Raw genomic sequence first — 25,815 nt, 5'->3', positions numbered from 1 at the left:
AAAGCGAACGCTGTCATCACCCGCCGGAGGGGACGGTCAGGGGTGGGCGGGCTGCGGTGCGGAGGCGGCGGCGGGCGCCACGGGGGAGCGTCGCCGTGCCGTCAGGCGGCGGCCGAGGTTCTGCGCGGGCCGCTCGACGTAGCGGTGCGCCAGCGCCGCCGAGGTGAGGACGGTCGCCAGCAGCACCACGCCCCAGACCGCCCGGACCGGTGCCGACAGCCCCCAGGTGTCGCGTCCGGCGGCGTGCCAGACCGCCTGGATGACCAGCGGGTGCAGCAGGTAGACCGAGTAGCTGACCAGCCCCAGCCACACGAGCACGCGCGGCATGGAGCGGTTCCGCAGGGCGAGCCCGGCCAGGAACGTCAGCCACGCGGCGCCCACGGCGATGGACCAGTCCGGGCCGAGGGGGTTCGGGTTGGCGTGCAGCGCCCAGCTGGTCGGCGTGCGCATGCCCGCCGCCAGCGTCAGGGCTGGGACGATCGCCACCATCGCCGCGGCGGGCCCGAGCCGGAGCCGCCCGTCCTGGATGCCGCGGATCGCGGTCCCGGCGAACATGGTGGCGATGATGCACAGGCTCTCGATGGCGCCGATGCGGCTGTTCAGCACGAGCAGGACGAGGGCCAGCGCGGCCACCACCGCGACGCCCGCCCGCCGCAGCCCGCGGTGCCGGCTGACCATGGCGGCCAGGCCGCCGGCGAGCATCAGCGCGGCGGCGAGGACCGTCCCGCCCGGCCACCGGGAGGCCAGCAGCCCGGACGGCAGCGCGACGCCGAGGATGGCCGCGCCCACGCCGAAGCCGAGGGCGACCCGGGCGCTGGCGCGGTGCACGCCGGCGACGAACATCGCCGTCACGAGGAGGTAGAAGACCATCTCGTAGGACAGCGTCCAGAAGACGTTGACGACGTTCGGGACGCCCAGGAGGTCCTGCAGCATCGTCAGGTGCGCCAGCGCGGACGCCCAGGGCCGGTCGCCGATCGCCGCGGGCAGGCCGTAGGAGAGGCCGGCCGCGCTGAGCAGCAGGGCCAGCACCACCGACACGCCCCACGCCGGGTACAGGCGGAAGAGCCGTCCGGTCCAGAACTGCCGGACGCTGCCGCGCCGCTCCAGGGAGAACGGCACCACGTAGCCGCTGACGAGGAAGAACACGAAGACCCCGTACCGGCCGAAGTCGAACCACGGGCCGGTCGCCCGGCGGACCTCGGGCAGGAGCACGTCCAGGGAGTGCTCGAACACCACCACCAGGGCCGCGAGGCCGCGCAGCGCGTCCAGCCAGCCCATGCGCGGTGCCTTCGCGGGGGGAGCGCCGATCGTCGTGTCATGCGGAGTCAGGGTGTTCGTCGGCATCCGGGCCACGATAGGGGCCGAACCGTTACCGTTTCTAACGGGCAAATGAGATTTCTCTTAATCGGGCATCCGTCGGCTGACGCTGTGTCACGGGGCGCGGACGCCGGAGGCGCGGCGAGAGCAGGGCGGTCGCGGCCAGCCGGAGCGCGCCGTCCGCGCCGGGCTTATCCGAAAAATGTGATCAACACCACATCGCTGTCAGCGGACGCCGACGGCGCCGTAGAGGACCGGTTCGTCGCGGGGGCCGGTGGGTCCCTCGGGGGTGAGCGGCGTCAGCCCGGGGGGCAGCGGGCGGAACGGCCCGAGCAGCCGCGCGATCTCCGCGCCGCCGCGCGGACGCACCGGGACCGACGTCGCCTCGCCGTAGAGCCGCGCGGCCTCCGTGACGGCGCCGGGGGCGAAGTCGGCGGTGGCGTGCGAGACGACCAGCGCGCTGCCGGGGGCCGTGGACGCCGCGAGGTCGGCGACGAGGTCGGCGGCGCCGTCCACGAAGTGCAGGACGCTGGAGAACACCAGCGCGACCGGTTCGGCCGGGTCGATGAGCCGCCGCACCTCGGGGCTGCCCATGACGGCGGCCGGGTCGCGGATGTCGGCCCGCAGCGCCGCGACGTTGCCGCCGTCGATGAGCAGCGCGCGGGCGTGGGCGATGACGAGCGGGTCGTGGTCGACGTAGACGACGCGGGCGCCGCCGGCGCGGCCCGCGGCCATCTGGTGCAGGTTGTCCGTCCTCGGCAGGCCGCAGCCGAGGTCGACGAACTGCCGCACGCCGCGTCCGGCGAGCTGCGCGACGGAGCCGGCGAGGAAGCGGCGGGCGGCGCGGGCGGCCGCCGCGGCCTGCGGCAGGACCCGCAGGATCCGCTGGGCGAGGTCGCGGTCGGACGCGTAGTTGTCCTTGCCGCCGAGGAGGTAGTCCTGGACGCGCGCCGGACCCGGCCTGTGCAGGGCGAGAGGGGTGTTCTCCGGCGCCCTCGTGCCGGCCATGGGCATGGTGCTTCACCTGTCGCCTTCACCAGAGGGGATCGGTGCAATGGCTCGCTTACGACGGTAGGCGGCCGCGGCGGGTCCGGAGGCGGCCGCATCCGATGGACCGTCCGAAACCCGCCGGGCACGTGGCCGCATCGGGTCAGCGGGGTTTGGCGCATCATCGTCCGGTGCTGCGGCGAACGATCGGCGCGCGGGCGCGTCCGGGCGCGGGCGCGGTCGCGCGACTGGCCTTTTCCGGCCATGACAGGCACTTAACCGAAGATGTCGATTCGCGGTGGAGGACCCTGCGGAGTCACCCCCCGGGGACGCGCCACATGAGCCAGACCGGCGGGCACCCCTTGCCCGGCAGCGGCAGCTCGCGCGTCACCTGGAAGCCGAACCGCTCGTAGTAGGGCACGTTCCGCTCTTTCGAGGACTCCAGGTAGGCGGGCAGGCCCTCGGCGTCGCAGCGGTCGAGCCGTGATCGCAGCAGGGCCGCGCCCAGGCCGTTGCCCTGCGCCGGGGGGTCGGTGCCGAGCACCGCCAGATACCAGTGCGGCTCGCGCGGGTGGTGCTTCTCGATCGCGCTGAGCGCGCGGAGGGTGGCGGGCGTCCTGGCGCCCAGGATGCGCAGCAGCGGCACGGCGTAGGCCGCCTGCAGACGCAGAGGCACGCTCCACAGGCCGGGTGGGTCCCACAGGGCGGCGGCCTCGGCCCCGTCCCCGCGCCCGGTGGTCTCGGTCGCCCCGTGGGGGAGGTGCACCTGCCGCAGCAGGATGCCGAACAGCGCGGTCATCCGCCGCACGCGGGAGGCGTCGTCGGGCAGGAGCCAGCGCCAGACCGGGTCGTCGTCGAAGGCGCGCCCGAGGACGGCCGCGATCGGTGCGGCGTCGGTGCCGTCCGCCACGCGGACGAGAGGGGACGGGCGGGGCTCGGACGTCATGGCGCGGCCTCCTCGGGGGGACGCGCCGATCCTCACCGCGGGCGCGTCCCCGCGTCAAGGAGGGTCATCGGCGGCGGCGGCGCTCGGAGCGCGGCCTCACCAGCTCCTCCAGGACGAGCGAGGCGCCGACCCCGACCAGCCAGGTGTCCTTGGCGAGCGGGATCCCCTGCGGAGAGGGGCGCAGCCCGCCCTCCTGGCGCATGCCGGGCAGCCGCAGGTACAGGCCGGTCAACCCGGCCGAGAACGCGGTGAGCGCCGCGCCCGCGACGAGCGAGGGCACCAGCGGCACGAGCAGCGCTGCGCCGAGGGCGACCTCCGCCCTGCCGAGCGCGCGGGTGAAGTCCCGCGGGTCCTGCGACTCCAGGAACGGGTAGGCGGTCTTCGCCGTCCCGTGGATCTCGTCGGCCGCCGCGTCCAGTCCCTGGAGCTTCGACAGGCCCGAGTTCAGGACGAACGCGCCGACGGCCAGCCGGACGGGCATCTGGTGAGCGCGAGCAAGAAGACGCATCGTGTCCCCAAAGCGATCGGAAGTCGGGCGAAGGGCATCATTCCCGCCGATTCGCCTCCGCAACTGATCGCCGGGTCAAGTCTCGGCCTTCCGGCGCGGGATGGGGCTCCGAGAGGGATGGGGCGCCGAGGGGGATACCGCGCGTGGAGCAGGCCCCCGCGGGCGACTGCCCCGGGCGTGGCAGGGCGGAAGCCTCCGCACGGCCGACGACGCCTCCGGTGCCGCCGTCGCACGATCGGAGCGTCGTCGAGAGAACCGGGAGCGCTCGGATGTCGACCTTCCAGTCGCGGCCGGAGGCCGCCGGGCAGTGGTGGCGGCCGGGACCGTCGGTCCGCAAGACCGTCACCGTCGTGCACGTCGTCGCCTCCGTCGCGCTGCTGGGGGAGGTGTGGGGCCTCGTGCTGCTCAACCTCACCGCCGCGCTGACCGCGGACCCCGTGCTCGCGAACTCCGCCTACCGCCTGATGAGCGTGCTGGTGTTCGGCGGAGGCATTCCGCTCAGCCTCACCGCCCTGGCCAGCGGCGTCGCGCTCGCCACCGGCAGCCCGTGGGGGCTGGCACGGCACTACTGGGTGCTCGCCAAGCTGGTGCTGCTGGTCCTGGTGATCCTCGCCGGGATGCTGCTGTTCACGCCCGAGGCGATGGCGGACGCGACCGCCGGCGGGGCGGCCCCCGCCGCCGGGCGGCAGTGGGAGCAGGTGGCGGTGGTCTCCTGCCAGCTGGCGATGCTGCTCTCCGCCACCGCCCTCTCGGTGTTCAAGCCCCGCGGCCGCGTCGGGCGGCGGCGCGCCCGGTCATGAGCCGGGCCGGCCGTCCGGCAGGCGCTCGGCGACGGCCTGCAGCGCCTCCACGCACGCCCGGACCGCCGGCCGGTCCGCCCCGGCCCGCCACGCCGCGTAGATCTTGCGGTGCACGGCGGGCCTGGTCGCGACGACGCGGACCCCGCGCGGGATCGGGTCGCGGCCGAGCCGGGGGATGAGCGCGGCGGCGAGGTCGGCCGCCACGAAGGCCAGCTGGGTGGGGTAGTCGGCGACGTTGCAGGCGATGTCGGGCTCCACATTGTGCTCGCGGAGCGTCTGCACGAGCTGCTGGTCGCAGCTGCCGCCCGCCGTCCACGAGGCCCAGCGCATCCCGCGCAGCTCGCTCAGGGCGACCGCGCGGCGCCGGGCCAGCGGGTGCCCGGCCGGCAGCGCGAGGTCGATGACGTCGGAGGACAGCAGGACGTGGGCCACCGACGCGGGGAACGGCGTGACCAGGGTGTCCCAGCTCTCGACGACGGCGACGTCGACGTCGCCGCGGGTGAGCGCGGGCAGGATCTCGTCGGTGTTCGCCTCCAGCAGGGTCGGGACGAGGTCGGGATGCCGCTCGCGCAGGGCGGTGAGCGCGGCGGGCAGCACCGAGCGCGCCGCGGTCACGAACGCCCCGAGCCGCAGCGGCCCGACGGCGGCCTCGCGGAGCCCGTCGAGCTCGGCCGCGGCGGCGGCCAGCTGGGCCATCACCCGCTCGGCGTGCCCGGCCAGGACGTGCCCGGCCCGGGTGAGCCGGACGCCCCGGCCCCGCGGTTCGAGCAGGGTGTGGCCCGTCTCGCGCTCCAGCTTGGAGAGCTGCTGGGACACCCCCGAGGGCGTTACGTGCATGGCCGCGGCGGCGGCCGCGATCGAACCGTGCACGGCCACGGCGTGCAGGGCGCGCAGGCGTTCCACATTCAGCGTCACGGTAGCGATACTACTGTTTTTCGCTAAGCAATATTCGCTTGTGCTAATCAGTCGCTGGACGGCAGCGTGGTGCGCATGCGACGGATCGATCCGCGGCTGCTTCTGATCTCCGGCGCCGCGTTCATCTCGGCGTCGGCGATCCTGTTCCGGCTGTCCGGCGTCTCGCCCGGGACGGCGGCGTTCTTCCGGTGCGCGCTCGCGCTGCCGGTGCTGGCGCTCCTGGCGCGCTGGGAGAGGCGCGGGGCGGGGCCGCGGCGCCGCGCCGGGCTCGACGTCCTCGCGGGGCTGGTGCTCGGCGCCGACTTCGTGCTGTGGGGCGCGTCGATCGACGGCGTCGGCGCGGGCATCGCGACCGTGCTGGTGAACGTCCAGGTCGTCGTGGTCCCGCTGCTGGCGTTCGCGGTGTTCGGAGAGCGGCCCTCGCGGGCCTTCGCGGCGGCCGTGCCGGCGCTGATGGGCGGCGTCGCGCTGGCCGCCGGCATCGCGGGGCACGGCACGGACGGGACGGACCCGGTGCTCGGGTCGCTGTTCGGCGCGGGCGCCGGGCTCGCCTACGGCGGCTACCTCTTCCTCACCCGTCTCGCCGGTCGCGGCCAGGAGCACCGGGCGCAGCCGGTCCTGCTGTCGACGCTGGGCGCGGGGGCGGCCTCCGCCGCTATCGGAGGCCCCTGGCAGGGGATCGACCTCGCGCCGGGATGGCCCGCCCTCGGCTGGCTCGCCGCGCTGTCGATGACGGGGCAGGTGTGCGGGTGGGTGCTGATCGGCGCGGCGCTGCCCCGGCTGGGCGCCGACGTCGCCGGGGCCCTCCTGCTGCTCCAGCCGGTGCTGGCGGTCGCCCTCGGCGCGATGGTCCTCGGCGAGCGGCCCGGTCCCGCGCAGCTCGCCGGCTGCGGCCTCGTCGTCGCCGCGCTCTGGCTGGCCGGCAGGGGTAGCGTTCCTCCGCGTGACGACTCCGGAGTGGGCTCCCGAGCACGAGGTGACGCCCGAACTGGCGAGCACGCTGATCGGGCGGAGGTTCCCTGAGCTCCGCGGCGCCCCGGTGGAGCGCCTCGCCACGGGCTGGGACAACACCGTCCTGCTCGTCGGCGGCGACTGGGTGTTCCGCTTCCCGCGCCGGCGGATGGCCCTGGCGGGGGTCGAGCGCGAGACCGCCGTGCTGCCCGTCCTCGCGCCCCGGCTGCCGCTGCCGGTGCCCGTGCCGCGCTTCCTCGGGGAGCCGTCGGACGACTTCCCCTGGCCGTTCTGGGGCGCGCGGCGCATCCCCGGGCGCGAACTCGCCGAGGTGAGGCCGCCGGACGAGGACCGGGTCGCCCTCGCCGCCGAGACCGGCGCCTTCCTGCGGGCCCTGCACGACCCGGCCCTGGTCCGAGAGGCGGGGGAGGGGCTGCCGGTCGACCCGATGGGACGCGCCGACCCCGCCGGGCGCGCGGCGCGGACCCGCGGCCGCCTCGACGCGATCGCCGCCCGAGGGAGGTGGAGGCCGGATCCGGCCGTCGAGGAGTTCCTGGCCGCGGCCGAGGGCTGGGACGCGCCGGGCGGCGACCCGGTGGTCGTCCACGGGGACCTGCACGTCCGGCACCTCCTGCTCACCCCCGCAGGCCGTGCGGCGGGAGTGATCGACTGGGGGGACGTCTGCCTCGGCGCGCCCGCCGTGGACCTGTCGCTGGCCTACGCGGGGTTCGGCGGCGCCGCGCGGGAGGCGCTCCTCGCGGAGTACGGGACGGTGCCGCCGGAGCAGGAAACCGCCGCGCGCGCCTTGGCGCTGAACCTCACGGCGACGCTGGCCGAGTACGCGGCGTCCACCGGGCGGGACGCGCTGCTCGCCGAGACGCTCGCGGGGATCGGCCGGGCGCTCAGCTGAGGCCGGGGCTCACGGTGCGCATGTAGACGCGGATCGTGGTGCCCTCCGGTCCGGTGTGGACGCGGACCAGGTCGGCGAGGTGATTGACCATGAGGATGCCGCGGCCGCCGTTCGGGCTCATGTCCGCCGGGCGGCGGCCCGCGAGCGGGTCGCTGATCGTCCCGGCGTCGCTGACCTCGCAGACCACGTGCTCGTCCTCGACCCAGAGGCGCGCCGTGCCCGTGCCCCCGCCGTGCAGGCAGGAGTTGGCGGCCAGCTCGTTCACGGCGAGCTCCAGGTCGCCGACCGCGCCGGCGCCGAGGCCGAACTTCGCCCCCCAGCGGCAGGCGAACTCGCGGACGAGGGGGAGCGCGTCGATGTCGAAGCTCATCGCGACCGCCTCGGCGGCCTCGGCCGGCTCGGGCAGCGGCAGGTTGTAGTCGCCGATGACGCGGTGCGGCGCGTAGTCGGCGCTCGGGTGCGTCCCGGACCGGTCGATCACGACCGGATGGGTGGCGCGGGCGTCGGTGAGCGCCACCGGGTCCAGCCGGGCCTCGTCGTAGGGGCACAGGATGGTGGCCTCGCGCCCCGCGAAAGCAAGGTTGATCAGGGCCTCGTGCTGCGCGCAGGCGGGGTACTCGGTCGCCGAGCGGCCGGGCCAGATCGGCTCGCCGATGATCCGCACCCGGCCACCGGCGTGCCGGTCGGCGAAGTGCCGCAGCACTCCCGGGATGATGCGGCCGGGATTGCGGCCCGCCTTCGCCATGTCGATCCAGCTCACCCGGTCGGCGGCCGCGCCCAGGGCGTCGCCCAGCTGCGCCATGCGGACGGCGGGCACCGCCACTGCCACCGGCTCTCCCGCATCGAGCCCGGCGCGGATGAACGGCACGGTGCCGGCGAGGTACTCCTCGTCGCCGCGGTAGAAGAGCGCGGGGTGGATGAACGCGTCCTCGCGTGCCACGCCCGTTCCGCCGGGGCTGAGGCTCATCGTTCGGTCGCTCCGTCCGGTGCCGCTGTCTCGTGCATTCGATCGAGAATACGCGCAGGAGGGAAGCCGTACGAGCAGGGCCATGCGGACATCCCCCGAGGTCAGCCGATCTGATGTTCCGATCCAGCGGTACCCGCGAGGCGCCCTCCGAAAACAGACAATATCCGGACCAATGACGACCGAGGCCCGCGGCCGCCTCATGACCGGGGGGTCATGGACCGGGCAGCATGACCGCGTCGACGACGTCGGTCAGCCGCCCGCGCCTGCGGTGGGCGCCGCGCTGCAACTCCGCGCCCGTCCCGCCGGCCACCAGGCGCCGCACCCCGCGGGCGACGGCGTCGAGGTCGCCGGCGCCGCGCAGCGCGGGCCGCACGTGCGCGAGCAGGTCCCCGGCCTGCTCGCCGAACGTCGCGGGCCGGCCCGTGCGCACGTCCAGCCCCCGCCCGGCCGGACCGTGCCGCGCCGCCAGCCAGTAGGCGGCGCGCAGCGTCTCCGGGGGCGGGTCGGGCGCCCGCTCGCCGGCGTCCACCAGGTCGGACGACACCTGCACCAGCGCCCGGACCAGCGCGGCGAACACCGCCGCCTCCCCGGCCGTCGGGGCGACGTCCGCGAGCCGGACCTCGATCGTGGGCAGCCGGGCCGACGGCCGGACGTCCCAGAAGATCGTCCCGGAGTCCATCAGGGCCCCGCATTCGAGCAGCGCCCCGACGAGGTCGTCGTAGTGGCCCGCGGACGCGAAGTAGGGCGGCGGCCCCGCCACCGGCCACCGCGCCCAGGCCAGCGCCCGCCAGCAGGCGTGGCCGGTGTCGCGTCCGGCCCAGTACGGCGAGTTCGCCGCGAGGGCCAGCAGCGTCGGCAGCCAGGGGCGCAGATGGTTGCTGACCTGGACGGCGCGCTCGCGGTCCGGCATCTCCACGTGGACGTGGCACGAGCAGATGCTCTGCTCGTCGTCCAGGCCGCGGTAGAAGGCGAGGCTCTCGGCGTAGCGGGCGCCGCGCGTGATCGGGGCGGGCACGAGCTCCCCCAGCACGGGCGTCCCGGTCGCGGCGAGGCGGACGCCCTCGGCCGCCGCGGCGGCGGCCATCACCGCCCGCATCGAGCGGATCTGCTCGCCGAGCTTGTCCAGGTCGTCGCACGGCGAGGTCTTGGCCTCGGCGAGGTAGGCGACGAGTTCGGTGGAGGCGCGCTCGCCCAGCGCCGCGCCCGCCCGGCGCACCACCGCGGCGGCACGGGGGACGAGCTTCCGGGAGACGGGATCGACGACGAAGTACTCTTCCTCGATTCCGAATCGCAGGGCCATCCCACCACCTCTGGCTCGGGCCTTCGAAGCTACGTCGCCGCCGCGCCTCGCGCACCTGCCGGACGGCCCGAATGGGTAGTAAGGGATCTTCTTGACCCTCTTTTGACCCGCCGCTCAGCGGGCACCGTCCGGGGAGACGCAGCGGAAGGGAAGAGGTGAGATCCGGTGCCTGGCTCGACTCCGATCGGCATGCTCGTCATCCTGGTGGCCGTCGCCGTGTTCGTCCTGGCGGGACTGTTCTACCTAGGCGACAAGCGCAACGGCCCGCCCAACGGCTCGGATCGGGGCCGCTGAGACGGGCCGTCGGCGCGTGCCGCGCGCGGACCCTGTCCGCCCCTCAGGGGCCGGGGTCCACGAAGTACATCGACAGCGCGATGAGGTGCGTGACGACGACCACGCCGATGCCGAAGAAGAACAGCATCTTGGCGGGGCCGTGCGGGAAGACGGTCCCCGGCTTGAGCGGCCCGCGCTCGCGCTGCCGCGCGGCGATCCGCTCCTCGATCGGAGGCCGGCCGAACACTGCTACGCCCGGGGCTCGTCGACGACGACGTCGGTCATGATGTCGACGGCCAGGGCGATGACGCCGCCGATCGCGACGAGCGCGGCGCCCACCCCGAACACGACCCAGTCGGGGCCCAGGGTGACGCCGACGCCGCCGACGGCGAAACCGGTGAAGATGATGGCCACGGCGACCCAGGACTTGGGACGCCCGGCGTGGCTGCCAGTCGACATGCGTTCGTCTTCCCTTGCACGGTTCGGGGGCTGGGGCTTACGACGCCGAACTCTAGCAACGCCCCTAGCCACGGGGCCTTCGGGGGTACCTGAAGATCAGCCGTGGCCGGGGAGGGGCCGCCGCCGGGACGGACGGATCAGACGAACGCCCCCAGACCGGTCGCCGCGCGGCCGACGATCAGAGTGTTGATCTCCCGGGTGCCCTCGTAGGAGTAGAGCGCCTCGGCGTCGGCGACGAACCGGCCGATGCCGTAGTCCAGCACGATCCCGTTGCCCGCCATCAGCTCGCGCGCCCAGCCGACCGCCTCGCGCATGCGGCTGGTGCAGTACGCCTTGGCGAGCGCGGAGTGCTCGTCGCGGTAGAGGCCCTCGTCCTGGAGCTGGGCGAGCCGCACCACCATGCCGAGCGAGGCGGTGGCGTTGCCGAGCATCCCGACCAGAAGGTCCTGGACGAGCTGGAACTTGGCGATCGGCCGCCCGAACTGCTCGCGTCCCACCGCGTAGTCGCGGGCGATCTCGTACGCGGCGAGCATCACCCCGACGGCCTGCCAGGCGACGCCGCTGCGGGTCTGGCGCAGGATCGCGGCGGTGTCCCGGAAGCCGTTCGCCCCGGCCAGCCGGTCGGACTCGGGGACCCGGCAGTCCTCCAGGAGGATGTCGGCGTTCTGCACGGTCCGCAGAGCGATCTTGTTCTCGATCCGGGTCGCGGTGAACCCGGGCGTGCCCTTCGCGACGACGAACCCCTTCACCTGGTCGTCGGCCTCGTCCCTGGCCCACACGACGGTGTGGTCGGCGAAGGTGGCGTTGCCGATCCAGCGCTTCGCGCCGTTCAGGACCCAGTGGTCGCCGTCGCGCCGCGCGGTGGTCCGCAGGCCCAGCGCGACGTCCGAGCCGCCGTCCGGCTCGGTGAGCGCGAACGCGCCGATCCTCTCCATCCGCCCCATCGCGGGCAGCCACCGCTCGCGCTGCTCCGGGGAGCCGCACCGCCCGATGCTGCCCATCGCGAGCCCGGCGTGCACCCCGAAGAACGTCGCCATGGACGGGTCCACCCGGGCCATGTCCATCGCGAGGAACCCGGTGAGCAGGCTGCTCGGCTTGTCGCCCGGGCACTCGTCGTAGGCCAGGCCCGCGATGCCGAGCTCCCCGTACTGCGGGATCAGGTCGAAGGGGAACTCCGCCCGCGCCCAGCAGTCGTTCGCGATCGGCGCGACCTTCGCCTCCAGGAAGCCGCGCACCATCCCGAGGATCTCCTTCTCCCGTCCGTCGAGGAGTTCCTGCATGTGGTACAGGTCGCCGGGGAGTGTCTCCAGGGTCATGACCACCCCTCTTCCCGGACGGCGCACCGCTAACCCGGGCCCGCGGCGCGCGCCGCGTACTGGTCAGCGGGACCCGGTCCCGAGCCGGATTCGGCCGCTCACCTACCATCCAGGACATGACGGTGCCGCCTGAAGAACTCGAACTGGCCGCCGCCTTCCCCGCGGCCGACCGCGACCGGTGGCGGGAGATGGTGAAGGGGGTGCTGCGCAGGTCCGGCGCGGCGAGCGAGGACACCCCCCTCGACGAGATCGAGGGCCTGCTGACCCGCGACTCCTACGACGGGGTGCCGATCGCCGCGCTCTACACGCGCGACGACGCGCCGCCGGGACGTCCCGGGCTGGCCCCCTACGTGCGCGAGGTGCGCCCCGACGGCGAGGGCATCGCCGGGTGGGACGTCCGGCAGCGGCACGCCCACCCCGACCCGGCCGTCACCCGCGAGGCGATCCTCGCCGACCTGGAGAACGGCGCCACCTCCGTCTGGCTGCGGCTCGGCGAGGACGGCCTGCCGGTGGCCGCGCTGCCCGAGGCGCTGCGCGGCGTTCTGCTCGACCTGGCCCCGGTGGTGCTGGACGCGGGAGCGTCGGCGGGCGAGGCCGCGCGGGCGTTCCTGGCCCTGGTCGCCGAGCGCGGGAACGCGGCCGAGGCGTCCGGCAACCTCGGCGCCGACCCGCTCGGCCTCGCGGCGCGCACCGGCGCGCCTGGGTCGCTGGACGAGGCCGCCGCGCTCGCCGTCCGCTGCGCCCGCGAGTTCCCCCGGCTGCGCGCGGTCGTCGCCGACGGGACCCCGTACCACGACGCGGGCGGCGGCGACGCCGAGGAACTGGGCGCCGCCGTCGCCGCCGGCGTCGCGTACCTGCGCGCCCTGACCGGCGCCGGGCTGAGCGTGGACGAGGCGTTCGGGCAGATCGAGTTCCGCCTCGCCGTCAGCGCCGACCAGTTCTCCTCGATCGCCAAGCTCCGCGCCGCGCGCCGCCTGTGGGCGCGGGTGGCGGAGGTCAGCGGCGCCGCCGAGGGCACCGCCGCGCGCGTCCACGCGGTCACCTCCTCGGCGATGATGACGCGCCGCGACCCGTGGGTGAACATGCTGCGCACCACCATCGCGACGTTCGCCGCCGGGGTCGGCGGCGCGGACGCGGTCACCGTCCAGCCGTTCGACGCCCGCCTCGGCCTGCCCGACGGCTTCGCCCGCCGCATCGCCCGCAACACCCAGACGCTGCTGCTGGAGGAGTCGAGCCTCGCCCGCGTCGTCGACCCGGCGGGCGGCTCCTGGTACGCCGAGAGCCTCACCGAGGGCCTCGCCCAGGCGGCCTGGGCCTGGTTCACCGAGATCGAGAAGGCCGGGGGCCTGGCCGCCGCCCTCGACTCGGGCCTCGTCGCCCGCCGCCTCGCCGCCACCTGGGAGCGGCGCCGCGAGGACATCGCCCGCCGCAAGGCGCCGATCACCGGCGTCAGCGAGTTCCCCGACCTCGCCGAGACGCCGCCCCGGCGCGACCCCGCGCCCCGGGCGCCCGGCGGCGGCCTCCCGGTCGTCGCGTACGCGCAGGACTTCGAGGCCCTTCGCGACCGCTCCGACGCCCACGCGGAGGCGACCGGCGCCCGTCCGAAGGTCTTCCTCGCGACGCTCGGGCCGATCGCCGTCCACACGGCGCGCGCGTCGTTCGCCGCCAACCTCTTCCAGGCGGGCGGGATCGAGACGGTCACCGGCGCCCCCGAGGAGTTCGGGGCGTCCGGCGCCGCGGTCGCCTGCATCTGCTCCAGCGACGCCCTCTACGAGGAGAGGGCCGTGGAGGCGGCCCGGATCCTGCGCGACGCGGGTGCTGTGAAGGTCTGGCTGGCGGGTAAGGGAACCTACGAGGGGGTCGACGCCCGCGTGCACGCGGGATGCGACGCGGTCGAGGTGCTGGAGACCACCCTCCACGATCTGGGAGTGAACGAATGATCCCCGACTTCACCGAGGTCGACCTCGGGACGGCGCCCCCCGCCGACGAGGCCGCCAAGCGGTGGCGCGCCGCGGTCGCCGACGCCACCGGAGCCGACCCCGAGGCCCAGACCTGGGACACGCCGGAGGGCATCGGCGTCAAGCCCCTCTACACCGGCGACGACCTGGCCGGGCTCGACTTCCTCGGCACCTACCCGGGCATCGCGCCGTTCCTGCGCGGCCCCTACCCGGCGATGTACGCGACCCAGCCGTGGACGATCCGGCAGTACGCCGGCTTCTCCACCGCCGAGGAGTCCAACGCCTTCTACCGCCGCAACCTCGCGGCCGGGCAGAAGGGCCTGTCGGTGGCCTTCGACCTGGCCACGCACCGCGGCTACGACTCCGACCACCCGCGCGTGGCCGGCGACGTCGGCATGGCCGGGGTGGCGATCGACTCCATCTACGACATGCGGCAGCTCTTCGACGGCATCCCGCTGGACCGGATGAGCGTGTCGATGACCATGAACGGCGCCGTCCTGCCCGTCCTCGCGCTCTACATCGCCGCCGCACAGGAGCAGGGGGTGGAGCCGGAGGCGCTCGCGGGGACCATCCAGAACGACATCCTCAAGGAGTTCATGGTCCGCAACACCTACATCTACCCGCCGCAGCCGTCCATGCGGATCATCTCCGACATCTTCGAGTACACCTCGCGGCGGATGCCGAAGTACAACTCCATCTCGATCTCCGGCTACCACATCCAGGAGGCCGGGGCGACCGCCGACCTGGAGCTCGCCTACACGCTCGCCGACGGCGTCGAGTACATCCGCGCCGGGCGCGAGGCGGGCCTCGACATCGACGCGTTCGCGCCGCGCCTGTCGTTCTTCTGGGCGATCGGGATGAACTTCTTCATGGAGGTCGCCAAGCTGCGCGCCGCGCGGCTGCTGTGGTCGCGGCTGGTGAAGACGTTCGAGCCGCGCAACCCCAAGTCGCTGTCGCTCCGGACGCACTCGCAGACGTCCGGGTGGTCGCTGACCGCGCAGGACGTGTTCAACAACGTCGCCCGCACCTGCATCGAGGCCATGGCCGCCACCCAGGGCCACACCCAGTCCCTGCACACCAACGCGCTGGACGAGGCCCTCGCGCTGCCGACCGACTTCTCGGCCCGGATCGCCCGCAACACCCAGCTCGTCCTGCAGCAGGAGTCCGGGACCACCCGGACCATCGACCCCTGGGGCGGCAGCGCCTACGTGGAGCGCCTCACCTACGACCTCGCCCGCCGCGCCTGGGGACACATCACCGAGGTCGAGCAGGCCGGCGGAATGGCCAAGGCGATCGACGAGGGGCTGCCCAAGCTGCGCATCGAGGAGGCCGCCGCCCGCACCCAGGCCCGCATCGACTCGGGCCGGCAGCCCGTCATCGGCGTCAACAAGTACCGGCCCGACGTCGAGCAGGAGATCGAGGTCCTGAAGGTCGACAACGCCTCCGTGCGCGCGCAGCAGATCGACAAGCTGCGCCGGCTGCGCGAGGAGCGCGACGAGACCGCGGCGCGGGCCGCGCTGGAGGCCCTCACCCGCGCCGCCGAGGCCGCCGAGGAGGGCACCCGCCCGCGGGGCCTGGAGCACAACCTGCTCGCGCTCGCCATCGACGCCGCCCGGGCCAAGGCGACCGTCGGCGAGATCTCCGACGCCCTGGAGCGGGCCTACGGGCGGCACGCGGCGCAGATCCGTACGATCTCCGGTGTGTACCGGGAGGAGGCGGGCCAGGTGACGGGCATCGAGCGGGCACGGGCCGCGACGGCCGCGTTCGAGGAGGCCGAGGGCCGCCGCCCCCGCATCCTCGTGGCCAAGATGGGGCAGGACGGCCACGACCGCGGGCAGAAGGTGATCGCGACCGGGTTCGCCGACCTCGGCTTCGACGTCGACGTGGGCCCGCTGTTCCAGACCCCCGCCGAGGTGGCGCTGCAGGCCGTCGAGGCCGACGTGCACATCGTCGGGGTCAACTCGCTCGCCGCGGGCCACCTGACGCTGGTCCCCGCGCTGCGCGAGGAGCTCGCCGCGCTGGGCCGCGACGACATCATGATCGTCGTCGGCGGCGTCATCCCGCCCGGCGACTTCGAGGAGCTGCGCGCGGCCGGCGCCTCGGCGATCTTCGGGCCCGGCACCGTCCTGGCGGACGCGGCGATCGGCCTGCTGGAGCAGCTCACCGCCGCGCTCGGGCACGCCGCGCCCGAGCGCGCCTGAGGGGCGGCGCGGAAGTGACGGGAGAAGGGGGCGCGCCGTGAGCGCGCCGGGCCTCGACGACTACGCGGCCGGGGTGCTGGACGGGTCGCGGGCGTGGATCGCGCGGGCGATCACGCTCGTGGAGTCGGCCCGCCCGGACCACCGGGAGCTGGCGCAGAAACTGCTGGTCGAGCTGACCCCGCACGCCGGGGGCGCCCGCCGCGTCGGGATCACCGGCGTGCCCGGGGTCGGCAAGTCCACGTTCATCGACGCGCTCGGCACCCGGCTGACGGGGGAGGGCGGGAAGGTCGCGGTCCTCGCCGTGGACCCGTCCTCCACCCGGACGGGCGGCAGCATCCTCGGCGACAAGACCCGCATGCACCGCCTCGCCACCGACCCGTCCGCGTTCATCCGCCCCTCGCCCACCGCCGGGACGCTCGGGGGCGTCGCGAAGGCCACCCGCGAGGCGATGGTGGTCATGGAGGCCGCCGGGTACGACGTCGTCCTGGTCGAGACGGTCGGCGTCGGGCAGTCCGAGACGGCCGTCGCCGAGATGGTCGACTCCTTCCTGTTCCTCACCCTCGCCCGCACCGGCGACCAGCTCCAGGGGATCAAGAAGGGCGTCCTGGAGCTGGCCGACGTCATCGCGGTGAACAAGGCCGACGGCGAGCACAGGACAGAGGCCGAGCGCGCCGCCCGCGAACTGGCGGGCGCGCTGCGGCTGCTGCGCAGCGACGAGCGCGTCCGCGCCACCCCGGTCCTGACGTGCAGCGCCAAGGAGGGGACCGGGCTGGACGAGGTGTGGGACGCCATCGTCCGGCACCAGGACCGGCTCCGCGAGTCCGGCGAGCTGGAGACCCGGCGGCGCCGCCAGCAGGTGGGCTGGACGTGGGCCCTGGTCCGCGACCGGCTGCTGTCCGACCTGCGCGGGCACCCCGGCGTCCGGGAGGCCGCACCCGGCCTGGAGCGGGACGTCGCGGAGGGGACGCTGACGCCCGCGCTGGCCGCCGAGCGCATCCTGGAGGCGTTCTCGCGGGACCGCTGAACGGGGTTCCCGTATGTCCGAAACCTTGGGTTGTCCCAGGTCCCGGTCACGGCGCGCGGGGATCAGGTACAAAAGTCGGATGGACGTCATCGCGCTCGATGATCCGACGGACGCGCAGATCCGGGGGTGGCACTCGGTGCTGGCCGCCGTTCACGCCGCCGAACCGGACGGCGAACCCGCGCCCGACCCGGAGCGCACGGCGCGGCTGCTGCTCGGCGCGGAGACCGCCGCGCGGCAGCGGCTGTGGGCGGCGGTCGCCGGCGGACCCGGGGCGGAGGCGCCCCTGGCCGCGGTGGCGGCGCTCCGGCTGCCCGGCGAGCCGGGCGCCGACCGTCCCGGCGAGGTCGACATCCAGGTCCGCCCCGGGTACCGGCGCCGCGGCCTCGGCGCCCGGCTCCTCGCCGCGGCCGCGGAGGGTCTGCGCGCCGACGGCCGCTCCAGCGTGATCGCGCAGGTCCTCGCGGGCACCCCGGCCGTCCCGTTCCTGGAGTCGCACGGCTTCGAGTGCGTGCTGACCCTGCGCGGCATGCTGCTGCGGCTGGACGACGTGCCCGCCGAGCGCGTGGCGCGGCTGCTGGCCGCGGCGCCCGCCGGGTACCGGCTCGCGCGCTGGCGGGGCGTGGTGCCGGACGAGCACGCCGACGCCCTCGCCCGCGCCAAGCACGCCATGGCCGACTTCGCCGAGTACGAGGGGACGCCCTGGGACGCGCACCGCGTCCGCGAGATGGCCGAGATCGTCGCCAAGCGCGGCGACGACCTCTACACGGTCGCGGCGCTGTCGGGAGGCGTCATCGCCGGGTTCACCGAGGTCGTGGTGCCGGCCGGGTGCGCCGGGCGCGCGGCGCAGTACGACACGGCGGTGCTGCCCGAGCACCGCGGCAGGCGGCTCGGCATCTGGGTGAAGGCGGCGATGCTGCGCTGGCTGGGGGAGGAGTGCCCCGGCGTGCGGGAGATCGAAACGGACAATTCCGGCGACAACGCTCACATGCTCGCCGTGAACGAGGAGCTCGGCTTCCGGCTGGAGCGCGAGTCCCTGGAGTACCAGGCGGCCGTGTCCGACCTCCCCGCCTCCGGTCGCTGACCGGAAAACACGTTGCCCCCGCGGCCCGCCGCTGGGCATTCTCAGGGAGGTCTTCCGGGAAATGCCCGGAAGGCGGAGAATTGCCGAAGCATTTCCTCGTAGTTCAACGGCAGAACGCCGCACTGTTAATGCGGATATCCAGGTTCGAATCCTGGCGGGGGAGCGGCACGGGCCAGGGAGGTGACGCGGTGAACGTGCTCGTCCTGAACGCGTCGTACGAACCCATGCAGAGGGTCGATCTGCGGCACGCCATCCGCATGCTGGTGCGCGAGGTGGCCGTGGTCGAGGAGGCGGAGGAGGGCCGCACCTTCGGCCGCTTCCCGGTTCCGCGGGTCCTGCGGCTCGTCCGCTACGTCGCGATGCGCTGGAGGCACGGCAGGCGCCCGCCCTGGACCAAGCGCGGCGTGTATCTGCGCGACGGGGGCCGCTGCTGCTACTGCGGGAAGCGCGGCAACACGATCGACCACGTCCACCCGCAGTCCCGCGGCGGCGCGGACACCTGGGAGAACACCGTCCTGGCGTGCGGCAGGTGCAACAACCGCAAGGGCGACCGGACGCTCGCCGAGGCCGGGCTGCGGCTGCTGTCGTCGCCGCGGGTGCCGCGCTGGGAGGAGCTCGTCGGGCCGTGACGGGGGGCGCTGGGTCCGCCCGGCGTGCCCGGGGGAGGGGCCGGACCGCACCGGGTGGTCCGGCCCTCGGCCTCCCGGCGCGGCGCCGTCCGGTAGTCCGCGCGTGACGGTGTGTGTTTTGTGAAGCTTGTGAGGTAAATAGGGCGATTGTGGTAATGTGCCGCCAATCTTGAGCTTTGTTATCTAGGAGAGATCTGTGGCGGCCCTCGATCCCCCCGGCAGGACTCCCCGCCCCCCGCGCGGGCGAGGAACGGCGAAGCGCCTGGCGGCGCTGGCGCTCGCGGCGGGCGTCTCGGCGGCGCTGCCGCCGGTTTCGGGCAGCGCGGCGGCTCTCCCGCAGCAGCCGAAGGACCTGAAGAAGGAGTACGCCAAGCTCAAGGCGCGCTCGGAGAAGCTCTCCAAGGAGTACCGGGGCGAGCTGGTCTCCCTCGAAGAGGCGAAGAAGGCCGCCGAGCGCGCGGGCGCGGACGCGACCCGGGCCGGCCGCGAGTACGACGCCGCCCGCGTCGACATCGCCCGCCTGGCGTCCACCACCTACATGACCGGCCGCCTCGACGTGATCCCGATGATCTCCTCGGCCGAGCCGGGCGCCGCCGTCCGCGACGCCGCCGTGATCGAGCACATCACGCGCAACAACGGCCGCCGCATCCAGAACCTGGAGACGCTGAGCGCCAAGGCGGTCCAGTCGCAGGCGACGGCCAGGAAGAAGCTGGACGCGGTCAAGAAGGAGATCGACGACCTGGAGGGCCAGCGCGCCCGCGTCAAGAAGCTCCTCGCCAAGTACAAGCCGGAGACGACCCGCACCACCGCCCCCGCCGGCGGCGGCCGCCCGGACGGGGCGAGCGGCGCGAAGTCCCCGATCGTCGGCAACTCCATGACCGCGCGGATGCGCACCGTGCTGCTGGAGATCGACGGGAAGTTCGGCGCCTTCCCCACCATCGGCTGCGCGCGGCCTGGCGACCCGCAGGACCACGGCTCGGGCCGGGCATGCGACTTCATGGAGAGCACCGGCGGCAGGATGCCGAGCGCGTCCGCCCAGGCGCACGGCGACCGGGTCGCCCAGTACGTGATCGACAACGCGTCCCGCCTCGGCATCAAGTACGTCATCTGGAAGCAGCGCATCTACGACATGCGCGGCAGCGGCGGCTGGAGCCAGATGGAGGACCGCGGCAGCGTCACCCAGAACCACTTCGACCACGTCCACGTCTCCGTGCTCTGACGGGTCCGCGCCCCTCCCCGGCTTCTCACCGGTCGCCGGGTTCGACGACGGCGGACTCGCGGGCGGAGCGGGCGGCGGCCTCGATGACCTCCAGCCCGGTGATCGCCTCGGCGAGCGTGACCGGGGGCGGCGCGCCGTCCCGCAGGGTGCGCAGGACGCCGGCGTAGAAGTCGTGGTAGGCCCCGGCGGCCGTGGGCTCCGGCGCCTCGTGCCCGGGGACGCCGAGCATGCCGCTGGACCCGGGCGGAGCGATGCCGTAGCCGGGGTCCTTGGGGGTGAGGCCCGCGCGGAGCTGCTCCTCCTGGACGTCCATGCCCGAGACCGCGTACGCCGCGTCGCTGCCGAGGACCCGGAAGCGCGGCCCGGGGCTGGCCGCGGTGGCGCTCATCCAGAGGTGCGACCGGGCGCCGCCCGGGTGGGTCAGGGCCACGAACACGTCGTCGGCGGCCGTGGCTCCGGGGCGGCGGGTGTCGATCTCGGCGTAGACCCGGTCCGGGGGGCCGAGCAGCGCGATGGCCTGGTCGACGAGGTGGGAGCCGAGGTCGAACAGGATGCCGCCCGCGTCGCGGGGGTCGGCGCTCTCCTTCCAGCTCTCCCTGACCTGCGGCCGCCAGCGCTCGAAGCGGGACTCCAGGCGCCGGACGTCGCCGAGGGCGCCGGAGGAGGCCAGCCGCCGCACCGTCTGGAAGTCGCCGTCCCAGCGGCGGTTGTGGAAGGGGAAGACCGGCAGGCCCCGGACGGCGCTCAGCGCGGCGAGGGAGCGGGCGTCGGCCGAGGTGGCCGCGACGGGCTTGTCCACGACGACGGGCAGGCCCGAGGTCAGCGCCGTCCGGGCCAGCGGCACGTGCTGCCGGTTGGGGGCGGTGACCACCACCAGGTCGCAGGCGCCCGAGGCCCCCCACAGCCGGTCCACGCTGTCGAGGACCTCGGCCTCCGGGTACCGCTCGCGCACGGCCCGCTGCCGCTCCGGGGCGCCGGTGACGACCGCGGCCAGCCGCATCCCCGGGACGGACGAGATCAGCGGGGCGTGGAACACCGAGCCGCCGGTGCCGTATCCGATCAGAGCAACGCGCAGGTCCATGTGCCGATCATGACCGATGCCGCGGCGGCGGCGGGGCGGCGGGGCCCCGATCGGCGGTGCGGGGCCCGCGCGCCAGGCGCCGGATCCACGTAGGCTTTCGTACGGGGTTGTGTCGGAACGAGGGGGACATGTTGTCCAAACCAGTGCTGCTGACGGTCGACGACGACCCGGGCGTGTCCCGGGCCGTGGCGCGGGACCTGCGCCGCCGGTACGCCGAGGGGTACCGGATCGTGCGCGCCGAGTCGGGCGGGCAGGCGCTGGAGGCGCTGGGCGAACTGCGGCTGCGCGGCGACGACACGGCCGTGCTGCTCGCCGACTACCGGATGCCCGGGATGGACGGCGTGGAGTTCCTGGAACGCGCCATGGACCTGTTCCCGTTCGCGCGCCGGATCCTGCTCACCGCCTACGCCGACACCGACGCGGCGATCCGCGCTATCAACGACGTCGACCTCGACCACTACATGCTGAAGCCGTGGAACCCGCCGGAGGAGAAGTTCTACCCGGTGATCGACGAGCAGCTCGACGCCTGGGCGCGCGTCGACCGGCGCCCGCCGGGCGAGCTGCGGGTGGTGGGGCACCGCTGGTCGTCCCGCTGCTACGAGGTCCGCGACTTCCTGGCCCGCCACCAGGTGCCCTACACCTGGCTGATGGACGGCGACCCCGAGGGCGCCCAGCTGGTCACGGCGGCGGCGTGCCCGGAGCTGCCGCTGATCGTCACCGCGGACGGAAAGACGCTGTCGGCCCCGTCCGACGCCGAGCTGGCCGCCGCGGTCGGCCTGCCGAGCACCCCGTCCACCGGCTTCTACGACCTGATCGTCGTCGGCGGCGGCCCGTCCGGCCTCGGCGCGGCCGTGTACGGGGCGTCCGAGGGCCTGAGGACGGTGGTCGTGGAGCGCCGCGCCCTCGGCGGCCAGGCCGGGCAGAGCTCCCGCATCGAGAACTACCTCGGCTTCCCCGACGGGGTGAGCGGCGCGCAGCTCGCCGACCGGGCCCGCCGCCAGGCCGACCGGTTCGGCGCCGAGCTGCTGCAGGCCGGCGAGGTCACCTCCCTGGAGGCGCGGGGCACGGCCCGGGTGGCGCGGCTGTCGGACGGGACGGAGATCGCCGCGCACGCCGTCATCCTCGCCACCGGCGTCTCCTACCGGCGCCTCAACGCGCAGGGCGTGGACGACTTCGTCGGGCGCGGCGTGTACTACGGCGCCGCGCTCACCGAGGCGCCGTCCTGCGCGGACGAGGAGGTCGCCGTCGTCGGCGGCGCCAACTCCGCGGGCCAGGCGGCCGTGCACCTGGCCAAGTACGCCAGGAAGGTGCACATCATCGTCCGGGCCGAGGGCCTGGAGAAGTCGATGTCGCACTACCTGGTCGAGCAGATCGCGGCGACGCCCAACATCGAGGTGCACACCGGCAAGACGGTGTGCGCGGCGGAGGGCGCCGACCGGCTGGAACGCCTCACGTTCGCGTGGCCGGGCGGGAAGAAGACCATCGACGCGCACTGGCTGTTCGTGTTCATCGGCGCGGAGCCGGGCACGCAGTGGCTGGACGGCTTCGTCGAGCGCGACGCGCGCGGATACGTCCTGACCGGGCCCGACCTCGTCGGCGGGGGCCGCCGCCCCGCCGGGTGGCCGCTCGCCCGCCAGCCCTACCACCTGGAGACCAGCGTCCCCGGGGTGTTCGCGGCGGGCGACGTCCGCGCGGAGTCGATGAAGCGGGTGGCGTCCGCGGTCGGCGACGGCGCGATGGCCGTCGCGTTGGTCCACCGTTACCTGGAGCAGGCATGAACACCGCGTCACCGGAGCAGCTGCGGGAGCTGTTCCTCTTCGAGGACCTCGACGACGAGAAGCTCGGCTGGCTGTCGGCCTGCGGGACGGTCGCGGACTACCCGCGGGACGGGATCATCTGCGCCCAGGGCGACGCCGCGGAGTTCCTCTACGTGCTGCTCGACGGCGAGATGGTGATGACCCAGAACGTCCGGGGCCACGTGGCGCAGGTCAGCCGGACCGACCGGCCCGGCACCTACGGCGGGGCGGTGCAGGCGTACCTGGGCGACAAGATCGAGCAGAGGTACCAGCACTCGCTGCGCGCGACGCGCCCCACACGGGTCTTCGTGCTGCCGGCGTACAAGTTCGCCAAGATGGTCCGCAAGTGGTTCCCGATGGCCACGCACCTGCTGGAGGGCGTCTTCTTCGGGATGACCAACGCGCGGCGGGTCGTCGACCAGCGCGAGCGCCTCACCGCGCTCGGCACCATCACCGCGGGCCTCACCCACGAGCTGAACAACCCGGCCGCCGCCGCGGCGCGGGCCAGCGCCGAGCTCGGCGACCGGCTGATCGGCGCGCAGAAGAGCCTCGCCGACCTCGCCGCGCAGGGCGTCGACTGCACCCATCTGAGCGCGCTGGTGTCGCTGCGCCCGGCGCTGCCGGCCGCGCCCGGCGGGCGACGCAGCCCGCTGGAGGTCAGCGACGCCGAGGACGAGCTCGGCGACTGGCTGGAGGAGCACGGCGTCGAGGACGCCTGGGACCTCGCGCCGGGCCTGGTGGCCGCCGGGATCGGCATCGAGCAGGCCGAGGAGGTCGAGCGGGCGGCGGGCGGCCACCTGCCCGCCGCGATCCGCTGGCTGGCCGAGGTGATGGAGGTGACCCAGCTCCAGGCGGAGATCTCCGAGGCGATGGGCCGCATCACCGCGCTGCTGGACTCGGCCCGGCAGTACTCCCAGCTCGACCGCGCGCCCTACCGGCGCACCGACCTGCGCGAGCTGCTGGACAGCACGCTCACCATGCTCAAGCGCAAGTTCGGCGACGGCGTGACGGTCAAGACCGTCTACGACGAGACCTTGCCGCCCGTCCCGGTCTACGCGGCCGAGCTGAACCAGGTGTGGACCAACCTGATCGTCAACGCGCTGCAGGCGATGCAGGGCAGCGGCACGCTGACGATCCGCACCGCCCGCGAGGACGACTACGCGCTGGTGGAGATCGCCGACACGGGGATCGGCATCCCCGAGGAGGACCTCGACCGCATCTTCACGCCGTTCTTCACCACCAAGCCGGTGGGGCAGGGCACGGGGCTCGGCCTCGACATCTCCTGGCGCATCGTCGCGGGCCGGCACGGCGGCGACATCCGGGTGGAGTCGCTGCCCGGCGACACCCGGTTCCAGGTCCTGCTCCCGCTCACCGAGCCCGCCGAGGAGCCCGCTCAGTAGGACTGGAGCTCCAGCAGGTTCCCGCCGGGGTCGCGCAGATGGGCGGTGCGCAGCCCCGGCCCCCACTCGGGGCGGTCCCGCGGCCCGGCGACCTGGACGGCGCCGAGCCCGCGGAGCGTCCCGGCCGCCGCGCCGACGTCGTCCACGCGCAGCACCAGCATCGAGCCGTCCTGCCCGGACGGCGCGGGCAGGTCCGCGGTGCCGACGGCCTCGGCCATCCGCGCGCGCCCCATCACGACCAGCGCGGCCTCGCCCCGCAGGTCCCAGTTCGCGTACTCGGCCTCCGGGATCAGCTTGACCGGCTCGATCCCGAGCAGCGCGCGCAGCGCCGCCTCGTAGAAGGCCGCGCAGGCTCGGAAGTCGTCCACCAGAAGGCGCGGATACAGCGCGTCCATGCCGTCCCCAATCGTGGGTGCTCACCAATGATTGGGGAAACCCTACAATAGGCGGATGGACGAGACCGCCGGGCCCCTGCCGCCCCGCCTGCTCGGGATCACCGCGTTCGTGCTCGCCCAGGTCGGGCGGGCCGGACGGGCGCGGATGGGCCGCATGTTGGACGAGCACGGCCTCGGCCTCTGGCACTTCGCCGTCCTGTCCGCGCTGGACGACGCCGCGCCCGCCTCGCAGCGCGACCTGGCCGTCCGGCTGCGCATCGACCCGAGCGACCTCGTCGAGGTCGTGGGCCGGCTGGAGGAGGCCGGGCTCGTCCGCCGCGAGCGCGACCCGGCCGACCGCCGCCGCTACGTGGTCGAGCCGACCGCCGAGGGCCGCGCCGAGCTGGACGAGGTCACCCGCCGCGCGGCCGGGCTGGACGACGAGCTGCTGGCGCCGCTCACCCCGGACGACCGGGCCGCCCTGGAGCGCATCGCCCGCGTCCTGCTCGCCCACCACGACCCGCGGGCGCGGCCGGCGGACGCGAAGGCCCCGGCGCCGCCGAGCGCGCCGGGGCCGGGGCCGGGGGAGGGGCCGCCTACTCGAACAGGTCGGGCTGCTCGCGGGTGATCTGGTCGTAGAGGGGCTGGTAGTTGATCCAGCCGACCAGGTCGTTGCCGATCTGCTCGTGGGTCAGGACGGCGTTGTCGTGCTCGATCGGGACGACCTGCCCCGCCGCCTTGGCCAGCAGCTGCACCTGGCAGGAGCGCTCCATCGTGATGAACCACCACGCGGCGGCGTCCACGGTGTCGCCGACGGTGAGCAGGCCGTGGTTGCGCAGGATGACGGCCTTGTGGCCGCCGAGGGCGGCGGCGATGCGCTTGCCCTCCTCCAGGTCGGTGACGACGCCGGTGTAGTCGTCGAACAGGCCGTGGTCCTGGTAGAACGCGCACACGTCCTGCGTGATGGGCTCCAGCTTCTGCCCGAGAGCGGAGATCGCCCGCCCGTGGGTGGAGTGGCTGTGCGCGGCCGCCACCACGTCCGGGCGCGCCTGGTGCACCTGCGAGTGGATCGCGAACGCCGCCTCGTTGACCGGGTAGCGCCCCTCGACGACCTTGCCCTCGTGGTTCACCAGGATCAGGTCGCTGACCCGGATGTGCTTGAACGACATGCCGAACGGGTTCACCCAGAAATGGTCGGTGCGCTCCGGGTCGCGGGCGGTGATGTGCCCGGCCACGCCCTCCTCGAAGCCGAACTTGCCGAAGACGCGCAGCGCGGCGGCGAGCCTCTCCTTGCGGTGCCGGCGCTCGTCCGCGACGTCGTCGAAGGTGGGCGGCAGCCGGAAGATCAGGTCGGTCGGCAGCTTCTCCAGGAACTCTTCCTCGTCGGACATCGCGCACTCCTT

At 74.4% G+C, this 25,815-nt stretch carries 26 protein-coding genes and 1 tRNA gene; 14 read left to right on the top strand and 13 right to left on the bottom strand.

From position 1 onward, the window contains the following. Positions 1 to 36: 36 nt before the first annotated feature. From ABD944_RS13975 to ABD944_RS13960, 4 genes are all read right to left on the bottom strand, one after another. Positions 37 to 1,344 carry an acyltransferase family protein gene (locus tag ABD944_RS13975; RefSeq protein ID WP_345176098.1) on the bottom strand — a complete coding sequence of 436 codons (1,308 nt, stop codon included), beginning with the start codon at positions 1,342 to 1,344 and terminating at the stop codon, positions 37 to 39. 198 nt (positions 1,345 to 1,542) lie between these two features. Further along, positions 1,543 to 2,325, bottom strand: coding sequence for an SAM-dependent methyltransferase (locus ABD944_RS13970; protein WP_345176095.1), 783 nt, complete (start codon positions 2,323 to 2,325; stop codon positions 1,543 to 1,545). A gap of 295 nt (positions 2,326 to 2,620) precedes the next feature. Further along, entirely contained in the window at positions 2,621 to 3,250 is a 630-nt protein-coding gene (locus ABD944_RS13965) for a GNAT family N-acetyltransferase (RefSeq protein WP_345176093.1), read from the bottom strand. A gap of 64 nt (positions 3,251 to 3,314) precedes the next feature. After that, positions 3,315 to 3,758, bottom strand: coding sequence for a hypothetical protein (locus ABD944_RS13960; RefSeq protein ID WP_345176092.1), 444 nt, complete (start codon positions 3,756 to 3,758; stop codon positions 3,315 to 3,317). Positions 3,759 to 4,027: 269 nt separating this feature from the next. On the opposite strand from ABD944_RS13960, the gene ABD944_RS13955 reads away from it, so the two are divergent. Beyond that, a complete protein-coding gene (locus ABD944_RS13955) occupies positions 4,028 to 4,558 on the top strand; it encodes a DUF2269 family protein (protein WP_345176091.1) in 531 nt (176 codons plus the stop codon). On the opposite strand, the gene ABD944_RS13950 is transcribed toward ABD944_RS13955, so the two are convergent. Continuing rightward, positions 4,553 to 5,473, bottom strand: a complete 921-nt coding sequence (locus tag ABD944_RS13950; RefSeq protein ID WP_345176088.1) for a LysR family transcriptional regulator — start codon at positions 5,471 to 5,473, stop codon at positions 4,553 to 4,555. The genes ABD944_RS13955 and ABD944_RS13950 overlap by 6 nt on opposite strands. Positions 5,474 to 5,548: 75 nt before the next feature. On the opposite strand from ABD944_RS13950, the gene ABD944_RS13945 reads away from it, so the two are divergent. After that, positions 5,549 to 6,496, top strand: a complete 948-nt coding sequence (locus ABD944_RS13945; protein WP_345176087.1) for a DMT family transporter — start codon at positions 5,549 to 5,551, stop codon at positions 6,494 to 6,496. Beyond that, positions 6,417 to 7,334, top strand: coding sequence for a phosphotransferase (locus tag ABD944_RS13940; protein WP_345176084.1), 918 nt, complete (start codon positions 6,417 to 6,419; stop codon positions 7,332 to 7,334). The genes ABD944_RS13945 and ABD944_RS13940 overlap by 80 nt, the downstream gene beginning before the upstream one ends. Here the strand turns inward: ABD944_RS13940 and ABD944_RS13935 are convergent. Next, a complete protein-coding gene (locus ABD944_RS13935; RefSeq protein WP_345176081.1) occupies positions 7,327 to 8,301 on the bottom strand; it encodes an anti-sigma factor RsbA family regulatory protein in 975 nt (324 codons plus the stop codon). The genes ABD944_RS13940 and ABD944_RS13935 overlap by 8 nt on opposite strands. A gap of 211 nt (positions 8,302 to 8,512) precedes the next feature. Then, entirely contained in the window at positions 8,513 to 9,601 is a 1,089-nt protein-coding gene (locus tag ABD944_RS13930) for a carboxylate-amine ligase (RefSeq protein ID WP_345176080.1), read from the bottom strand. 165 nt (positions 9,602 to 9,766) lie between these two features. On the opposite strand from ABD944_RS13930, the gene ABD944_RS13925 reads away from it, so the two are divergent. Then, complete coding sequence (locus ABD944_RS13925) at positions 9,767 to 9,895, top strand: hypothetical protein (protein WP_345176077.1); 129 nt, start codon at positions 9,767 to 9,769, stop codon at positions 9,893 to 9,895. 43 nt (positions 9,896 to 9,938) lie between these two features. Here ABD944_RS13925 and ABD944_RS13920 read toward each other — a convergent pair whose 3' ends face one another. The 3 genes from ABD944_RS13920 to ABD944_RS13910 form a co-directional block, all read right to left on the bottom strand. After that, positions 9,939 to 10,121, bottom strand: a complete 183-nt coding sequence (locus tag ABD944_RS13920; RefSeq protein WP_021600299.1) for a hypothetical protein — start codon at positions 10,119 to 10,121, stop codon at positions 9,939 to 9,941. A 2-nt stretch (positions 10,122 to 10,123) separates the two neighbouring features. Beyond that, positions 10,124 to 10,333 (bottom strand): HGxxPAAW family protein, encoded by a 210-nt coding sequence (locus ABD944_RS13915; protein WP_345176068.1) that lies wholly within the window; start codon positions 10,331 to 10,333, stop codon positions 10,124 to 10,126. A 137-nt stretch (positions 10,334 to 10,470) separates the two neighbouring features. Next, positions 10,471 to 11,649 (bottom strand): acyl-CoA dehydrogenase family protein, encoded by a 1,179-nt coding sequence (locus tag ABD944_RS13910; protein WP_345176066.1) that lies wholly within the window; start codon positions 11,647 to 11,649, stop codon positions 10,471 to 10,473. 116 nt (positions 11,650 to 11,765) lie between these two features. On the opposite strand from ABD944_RS13910, the gene ABD944_RS13905 reads away from it, so the two are divergent. The 7 genes from ABD944_RS13905 (at position 11,766) to ABD944_RS13875 (ending at position 19,761) form a co-directional block, all read left to right on the top strand. Then, positions 11,766 to 13,589, top strand: a complete 1,824-nt coding sequence (locus ABD944_RS13905; protein ID WP_345176063.1) for a methylmalonyl-CoA mutase family protein — start codon at positions 11,766 to 11,768, stop codon at positions 13,587 to 13,589. After that, on the top strand, positions 13,586 to 15,808 hold the full coding sequence (scpA, locus tag ABD944_RS13900; RefSeq protein WP_345176060.1) for a methylmalonyl-CoA mutase: 2,223 nt from the start codon (positions 13,586 to 13,588) through the stop codon (positions 15,806 to 15,808). Before ABD944_RS13905 ends, scpA begins: the two co-directional genes overlap by 4 nt. Positions 15,809 to 15,845: 37 nt before the next feature. Further along, the gene (gene meaB / locus ABD944_RS13895) at positions 15,846 to 16,832 is read left to right on the top strand and encodes a methylmalonyl Co-A mutase-associated GTPase MeaB (RefSeq protein ID WP_345176058.1); all 987 of its coding nucleotides are present in this window, start codon (positions 15,846 to 15,848) and stop codon (positions 16,830 to 16,832) included. Positions 16,833 to 16,911: 79 nt separating this feature from the next. Next, a complete protein-coding gene (locus ABD944_RS13890) occupies positions 16,912 to 17,913 on the top strand; it encodes a GNAT family N-acetyltransferase (RefSeq protein WP_345176056.1) in 1,002 nt (333 codons plus the stop codon). A 92-nt stretch (positions 17,914 to 18,005) separates the two neighbouring features. Then, a tRNA-Asn gene (locus tag ABD944_RS13885) sits at positions 18,006 to 18,076 on the top strand. Between the two features lie 25 nt (positions 18,077 to 18,101). Continuing rightward, on the top strand, positions 18,102 to 18,542 hold the full coding sequence (locus tag ABD944_RS13880; protein WP_345176053.1) for an HNH endonuclease: 441 nt from the start codon (positions 18,102 to 18,104) through the stop codon (positions 18,540 to 18,542). 196 nt (positions 18,543 to 18,738) lie between these two features. Continuing rightward, positions 18,739 to 19,761 carry a coiled-coil domain-containing protein gene (locus ABD944_RS13875; protein ID WP_345176050.1) on the top strand — a complete coding sequence of 341 codons (1,023 nt, stop codon included), beginning with the start codon at positions 18,739 to 18,741 and terminating at the stop codon, positions 19,759 to 19,761. A 25-nt stretch (positions 19,762 to 19,786) separates the two neighbouring features. Here the strand turns inward: ABD944_RS13875 and ABD944_RS13870 are convergent, their stop codons facing one another. Next, positions 19,787 to 20,842 (bottom strand): Gfo/Idh/MocA family protein, encoded by a 1,056-nt coding sequence (locus ABD944_RS13870; protein ID WP_345176048.1) that lies wholly within the window; start codon positions 20,840 to 20,842, stop codon positions 19,787 to 19,789. Between the two features lie 128 nt (positions 20,843 to 20,970). Between ABD944_RS13870 and ABD944_RS13865 the strand changes: the two genes are divergently transcribed. Together ABD944_RS13865 and ABD944_RS13860 are read left to right on the top strand one after the other, a co-directional pair. After that, complete coding sequence (locus tag ABD944_RS13865; RefSeq protein ID WP_345176045.1) at positions 20,971 to 22,620, top strand: NAD(P)/FAD-dependent oxidoreductase; 1,650 nt, start codon at positions 20,971 to 20,973, stop codon at positions 22,618 to 22,620. Next, on the top strand, positions 22,617 to 24,038 hold the full coding sequence (locus ABD944_RS13860; RefSeq protein WP_345176043.1) for an ATP-binding protein: 1,422 nt from the start codon (positions 22,617 to 22,619) through the stop codon (positions 24,036 to 24,038). The genes ABD944_RS13865 and ABD944_RS13860 overlap by 4 nt, the downstream gene beginning before the upstream one ends. On the opposite strand, the gene ABD944_RS13855 is transcribed toward ABD944_RS13860, so the two are convergent. After that, positions 24,032 to 24,433 (bottom strand): VOC family protein, encoded by a 402-nt coding sequence (locus ABD944_RS13855; RefSeq protein ID WP_345176041.1) that lies wholly within the window; start codon positions 24,431 to 24,433, stop codon positions 24,032 to 24,034. The genes ABD944_RS13860 and ABD944_RS13855 overlap by 7 nt on opposite strands. Positions 24,434 to 24,488: 55 nt before the next feature. On the opposite strand from ABD944_RS13855, the gene ABD944_RS13850 reads away from it, so the two are divergent. After that, the gene (locus ABD944_RS13850; protein ID WP_345176037.1) at positions 24,489 to 25,040 is read left to right on the top strand and encodes a MarR family winged helix-turn-helix transcriptional regulator; all 552 of its coding nucleotides are present in this window, start codon (positions 24,489 to 24,491) and stop codon (positions 25,038 to 25,040) included. Here ABD944_RS13850 and ABD944_RS13845 read toward each other — a convergent pair. Beyond that, entirely contained in the window at positions 25,009 to 25,803 is a 795-nt protein-coding gene (locus tag ABD944_RS13845; protein ID WP_345176034.1) for a class II aldolase/adducin family protein, read from the bottom strand. The genes ABD944_RS13850 and ABD944_RS13845 overlap by 32 nt on opposite strands. Positions 25,804 to 25,815: the final 12 nt, after the last annotated feature.

This window comes from Actinomadura verrucosospora (assembly GCF_039540335.1).
Classification (GTDB): domain Bacteria; phylum Actinomycetota; class Actinomycetes; order Streptosporangiales; family Streptosporangiaceae; genus Spirillospora; species Spirillospora verrucosospora.
This window is presented reverse-complemented; position numbering and strand designations above follow the sequence as displayed.

Coding starts and splice junctions, on each gene's coding strand:
- ABD944_RS13930 (WP_345176080.1), bottom strand. CDS start 9,601: ATGGCCCTGCGATTCGGAATCGAGGAAGAGTACTTCGTCGTCGATCCC.
- ABD944_RS13910 (WP_345176066.1), bottom strand. CDS start 11,649: ATGACCCTGGAGACACTCCCCGGCGACCTGTACCACATGCAGGAACTC.
- ABD944_RS13935 (WP_345176081.1), bottom strand. CDS start 8,301: ATGAGCCTCAGCCCCGGCGGAACGGGCGTGGCACGCGAGGACGCGTTC.
- ABD944_RS13860 (WP_345176043.1), top strand. CDS start 22,617: ATGAACACCGCGTCACCGGAGCAGCTGCGGGAGCTGTTCCTCTTCGAG.
- ABD944_RS13890 (WP_345176056.1), top strand. CDS start 16,912: ATGGACGTCATCGCGCTCGATGATCCGACGGACGCGCAGATCCGGGGG.
- ABD944_RS13965 (WP_345176093.1), bottom strand. CDS start 3,250: ATGACGTCCGAGCCCCGCCCGTCCCCTCTCGTCCGCGTGGCGGACGGC.
- ABD944_RS13970 (WP_345176095.1), bottom strand. CDS start 2,325: ATGGCCGGCACGAGGGCGCCGGAGAACACCCCTCTCGCCCTGCACAGG.
- scpA (WP_345176060.1), top strand. CDS start 13,586: ATGATCCCCGACTTCACCGAGGTCGACCTCGGGACGGCGCCCCCCGCC.
- ABD944_RS13870 (WP_345176048.1), bottom strand. CDS start 20,842: ATGGACCTGCGCGTTGCTCTGATCGGATACGGCACCGGCGGCTCGGTG.
- ABD944_RS13915 (WP_345176068.1), bottom strand. CDS start 10,333: ATGTCGACTGGCAGCCACGCCGGGCGTCCCAAGTCCTGGGTCGCCGTG.
- ABD944_RS13850 (WP_345176037.1), top strand. CDS start 24,489: ATGGACGAGACCGCCGGGCCCCTGCCGCCCCGCCTGCTCGGGATCACC.
- ABD944_RS13960 (WP_345176092.1), bottom strand. CDS start 3,758: ATGCGTCTTCTTGCTCGCGCTCACCAGATGCCCGTCCGGCTGGCCGTC.
- ABD944_RS13975 (WP_345176098.1), bottom strand. CDS start 1,344: ATGCCGACGAACACCCTGACTCCGCATGACACGACGATCGGCGCTCCC.
- ABD944_RS13855 (WP_345176041.1), bottom strand. CDS start 24,433: ATGGACGCGCTGTATCCGCGCCTTCTGGTGGACGACTTCCGAGCCTGC.
- ABD944_RS13845 (WP_345176034.1), bottom strand. CDS start 25,803: ATGTCCGACGAGGAAGAGTTCCTGGAGAAGCTGCCGACCGACCTGATC.
- ABD944_RS13955 (WP_345176091.1), top strand. CDS start 4,028: ATGTCGACCTTCCAGTCGCGGCCGGAGGCCGCCGGGCAGTGGTGGCGG.
- ABD944_RS13945 (WP_345176087.1), top strand. CDS start 5,549: ATGCGACGGATCGATCCGCGGCTGCTTCTGATCTCCGGCGCCGCGTTC.
- ABD944_RS13865 (WP_345176045.1), top strand. CDS start 20,971: ATGTTGTCCAAACCAGTGCTGCTGACGGTCGACGACGACCCGGGCGTG.
- ABD944_RS13905 (WP_345176063.1), top strand. CDS start 11,766: ATGACGGTGCCGCCTGAAGAACTCGAACTGGCCGCCGCCTTCCCCGCG.